The following is a 3,769-nucleotide window of genomic DNA, read 5'->3' as shown; positions in this document are numbered from 1 at the left end:
CGCTAAGGTCATCGGCCGTCGTGGCCGCACCATCAAGGCCATTCGCACGCTCGCTCGTGCACTGGCCGCTCGCCTCGACACTGCTGTCGAGGTAGAGGTTCTGGGCTAGGACCTTGAGGTCCCAGTACAAAAACATCGCCCGTGTGGTCAAGCCGCACGGAAGGAAGGGGGAGGTCCTCGCGCAGCCGCTGCGGGGGCTTCCTTCTGTATTAGAGCCGGGTATGCGCGTCGCCCTGACGCCGCCGGCGCTCAAGCGCGACCGCTTTTGCACGGTCGTGTCCGTCACCGATACGGGCGATGGCGATCTGGTCTCGTTTGAGGGCATTGACGATTTGACGGCCGCCGAGGGCATCACGGGATGCTACGTGCTGGCAAATCGTGACGACTTTGAGCTCGATTCGCTTGACGCTGCCTATACCGACCTGATGGGTCGCGAGGTGGTCGACGAGCGTTTCGGTTCGCTCGGCACGATCGTCGAGATTATGTCGACGCCCGCTAACGATGTTTGGGTTGTCGAGGGCGATCGGTACGGCGAGGTACTGATTCCCGTGATCGAGCAGGTCGTGCTCGATCTTCCCGACACAGGAACAATTTCCGTCCACGTTATGGACGGCCTGATCGATATGGACAAGTAGGGAGGAAAACATGCTGATCGAGACCCTTTCGGTCTTTCCCGAGATGTTTGAGCCCGTCATGTCCACATCGATCTTGGGCCGCGCCCGCAAGGCCGGCCTTTTTGATTTTAAGGCGTATAACCTGCGCGACTGGACGCACGACCGCCATCGTACCGTCGATGACGAGCCGTACGGCGGCGGGCAGGGCATGCTCATGAAGGTCGAGCCTATCGCAGAGGCCATCGAGGCTATTAGCTCCGAGGGTCCCAAGCCCACGGTTGTGTTTTTTACCCCCTGTGGCGAGCCTTTTACGCAGCATGTGGCCGAGCGCCTGCTCAAAAGTGAGCGCCTGCTGTTTGTGTGCAGTCGCTACGAGGGCGTCGACGAGCGCGCGTATGCGTATGCCGATGAGCGTCTGTCGATCGGCGACTACGTGCTCACGGGTGGCGAACTTCCCGCTATGGTCGTTGCCGATGCCGTCGTACGCCTGATTCCCGGCGCCCTGGGCGACGAGATGAGCAACGTGGACGAGTCGTTCTCGACCGCCGAGGACGGAGGCCTGCTCGAGTACGCGCAGTACACCCGCCCCGCCGAGTTCAACGGCGAGGGCGTTCCTCCGGTGCTCGTGAGCGGCGATCACGCCAAGGTCGATGCCTGGCGCCGCAAGAACGCCATCGAGCGTACCTGCCGCTGGCGTCCCGATCTTATCGAGACGGCACGGCTCACGCCCGAGGAGCGCGCGTACGCGCAGGAGATTCTGGACGCTTCGTATTCGCAGAGCGAGGAGTGAGTATGGTTCCTACGCAACATTCCGCGTTGAGGGGCGCTTTTGAGTGGATCGCGGTCATCGCGATCGCGCTTGTGGCCACCTTCCTGATCCGCACCTTTGTGGTCGAGCCCTTTGTGGTGCCCACCGGCTCTATGGAGGACACAATCGAGATTGGCGACCAGATCCTGGCGCAAAAGGTGAGCCTCGAGCTCGGTCAGCCCGTCAAGCAGGGCGATATCGTGGTGTTTCACAACCCCGATGGCACCTCCGAGCATGATGTTCTTGTCAAGCGCGTTATTGCCACGGCCGGCCAGACGGTCGACCTGCAGGATGGCAAGGTGGTCGTTGACGGCCAAGCGCTCGACGAGGACTATACGACGGGCATGAGCTGGCCACTTTCGGTCCAAGCGCCCGGCGCTCAGGTAAGCTATCCCTACACCGTTCCCGACGGGTGCGTGTGGGTGATGGGCGACAACCGCGAAAACTCTGCCGACTCACGCTACTTTGGTCCCGTCGATCGCTCTGATTTGATCGCTGTGGCGCTTGTGCGCTACTGGCCGCTCAACCGCATCGGCGCTATCGACTAAAAACCGCTATAGTACAGTACCTAACCGTGTAATCGTTTCGACGAGGGGATATTAGAGGCATGAACGCTTCATCGCTTTCCTTCCAAGACATCATCCTGCGCCTCCAGCAGTACTGGGGCGAGCAGGGCTGCGTCATTATGCAGCCCTATGACTCCGAGGTCGGTGCCGGTACCTTCCATACCGCGACCACGCTGCGCTCGCTCGGTCCCGCCGAGTGGCGCACCTGCTATGCGCAGCCCTGCCGCCGTCCCGCCGACGGCCGCTACGGCGAGAACCCTAACCGCATGCAGCACTACTATCAGTTCCAGGTGCTCATCAAGCCCTCGCCGGTCAACGCCCAGGAGCTCTACCTGGGTTCGCTGGCCGCCATTGGCCTGGACCCCAACGACCATGACGTCCGCTTTGTCGAGGACGACTGGGAGAGCCCGACGCTCGGCGCCTGGGGTCTTGGCTGGGAGGTCTGGCTCAACGGCATGGAGGTCACGCAGTTTACGTACTTCCAGCAGGTGGGCGGCATCGAGGTCGACCCCGTGCCTGTCGAGATCACCTATGGCCTGGAGCGTATCGCCATGTATGCGCAGGGCGTCAACTCCGTCTACGACCTGGTGTGGAGCTACCTGCCCGACGGCACGCCCATGACCTATGGCGACGTGTTCCTCGAGAACGAGCGCGAGTTCAGTGCCTATAACTTTGAGGTCGCCAACGTCGAGATGATGCGTCAGAAGTTTGACGACTACGAGGCCGAGTGCCATTCCTGCCTGGAGCGAAAGCTGCCGCTGCCGGCGTACGACTGTGTCATGAAGTGCAGCCACGCCTTCAACCTGCTCGATGCCCGCGGTGCCCTATCCGCGGTCGAGCGTGCCAACTACATCCTGCGCGTCCGCGCCGTCGCCAAGGCGTGCTGCGAGGCCTACATGGCCGAGGTCGCCGGAGTCAACGAGAATGCCGACCAGGAAGGCGAGGTGGCGTAAGCCATGGCAGACGCTAAGGATTTCCTGTTTGAGATTGGTACGGAGGAAATGCCCTCCGCACCGTTGAACAATGCCGTCAAGCAGCTTGGCACCATGATCGCCAAGGGCCTCGACGAGGCCGGTCTGGCCCATGGCGAGGTCCGCGTGATCTCGAGCCCGCGTCGTCTGGCTGCGCTCGTGGCCGATGTCGCCACTGCGACCGATGAGGTCCATGAGGTCAAGCGCGGTCCCGCGGCAAACATTGCCTTCGATGCCGACGGCAACGCCACCAAGGCCGGCCAGGGCTTCGCCCGCAAGTGCGGTGTGGCTGCCGAGGACCTGGTTCGACGCGAGGACACTGACGGTCGCGAGTATGTGTTCGCCGAGAAGAACATTCCCTCCGCACCGGCTACGCCGATTCTGACCGCTCTGTGCGAGAAGACTATTGCCGGCCTGCAGTGGCCCAACTACCGCAGCCAGCGCTGGGGCCACGAGCACGCGACCTTTGTTCGTCCGGTCCGTTGGATCTGCTGCCTTTTGGGCGAGGATGTTGTTCCCGTGTCGTTTGCCGACGTGACGAGTGGCAACACCACGCGTGGTCATCGCGTACTTGGCCCTGGTGACCACGTTGTCGCCAGCCCCGCCGTCTACGAGCAGGTGCTCGAGGACGCCGGCGTGCTCTCTGCTGAGCGTCGTCGTGAGGCCATCCTTGCCGGTATCGCCGAGGTCGAGGCTGCCCGTCCCGGCTGCCATGTTGATACGCCCAAGAAGGTCTTCGAAGAGGTCATCAACCTCTGCGAGTGGCCGACGGTGCTCGTCGGTACCTTCGACGAGGAGTTCCTCAAGGTC

General features: G+C 62.4%; 6 protein-coding genes. All 6 read left to right on the top strand.

All coding sequences use genetic code 11. The features are described 5' to 3' along the window. A partial coding sequence (locus ABHR76_RS09570) for a KH domain-containing protein (protein WP_346977547.1) occupies positions 1-109 on the top strand: 109 nt, incomplete at its 5' end. Between the two features lie 34 nt (positions 110-143). Beyond that, positions 144-635: a ribosome maturation factor RimM gene (rimM, locus tag ABHR76_RS09565; RefSeq protein ID WP_226812527.1), complete on the top strand. Its 492-nt coding sequence runs from the start codon at positions 144-146 to the stop codon at positions 633-635. A 10-nt stretch (positions 636-645) separates the two neighbouring features. Beyond that, a complete protein-coding gene (gene trmD / locus ABHR76_RS09560; RefSeq protein WP_118385180.1) occupies positions 646-1,404 on the top strand; it encodes a tRNA (guanosine(37)-N1)-methyltransferase TrmD in 759 nt (252 codons plus the stop codon). 2 nt (positions 1,405-1,406) lie between these two features. Next, a complete protein-coding gene (gene lepB / locus ABHR76_RS09555) occupies positions 1,407-1,970 on the top strand; it encodes a signal peptidase I (protein WP_055285127.1) in 564 nt (187 codons plus the stop codon). A gap of 59 nt (positions 1,971-2,029) precedes the next feature. Beyond that, the gene (locus ABHR76_RS09550) at positions 2,030-2,941 is read left to right on the top strand and encodes a glycine--tRNA ligase subunit alpha (RefSeq protein ID WP_006236091.1); all 912 of its coding nucleotides are present in this window, start codon (positions 2,030-2,032) and stop codon (positions 2,939-2,941) included. 3 nt (positions 2,942-2,944) lie between these two features. After that, the coding region (locus ABHR76_RS09545; protein ID WP_346977545.1) for a glycine--tRNA ligase subunit beta at positions 2,945-3,769 on the top strand (825 nt) is incomplete at its 3' end.

The organism is Collinsella aerofaciens (genome assembly GCF_039752985.1).
Classification (GTDB): Bacteria; Actinomycetota; Coriobacteriia; order Coriobacteriales; family Coriobacteriaceae; genus Collinsella; species Collinsella aerofaciens_BT.
This window is presented reverse-complemented; position numbering and strand designations above follow the sequence as displayed.

Excerpts from the sequence above, each read along its gene's own strand:
- trmD (WP_118385180.1), top strand. The coding sequence starts at position 646 with ATGCTGATCGAGACCCTTTCGGTCTTTCCCGAGATGTTTGAGCCCGTC.
- lepB (WP_055285127.1), top strand. The coding sequence starts at position 1,407 with ATGGTTCCTACGCAACATTCCGCGTTGAGGGGCGCTTTTGAGTGGATC.
- ABHR76_RS09550 (WP_006236091.1), top strand. The coding sequence starts at position 2,030 with ATGAACGCTTCATCGCTTTCCTTCCAAGACATCATCCTGCGCCTCCAG.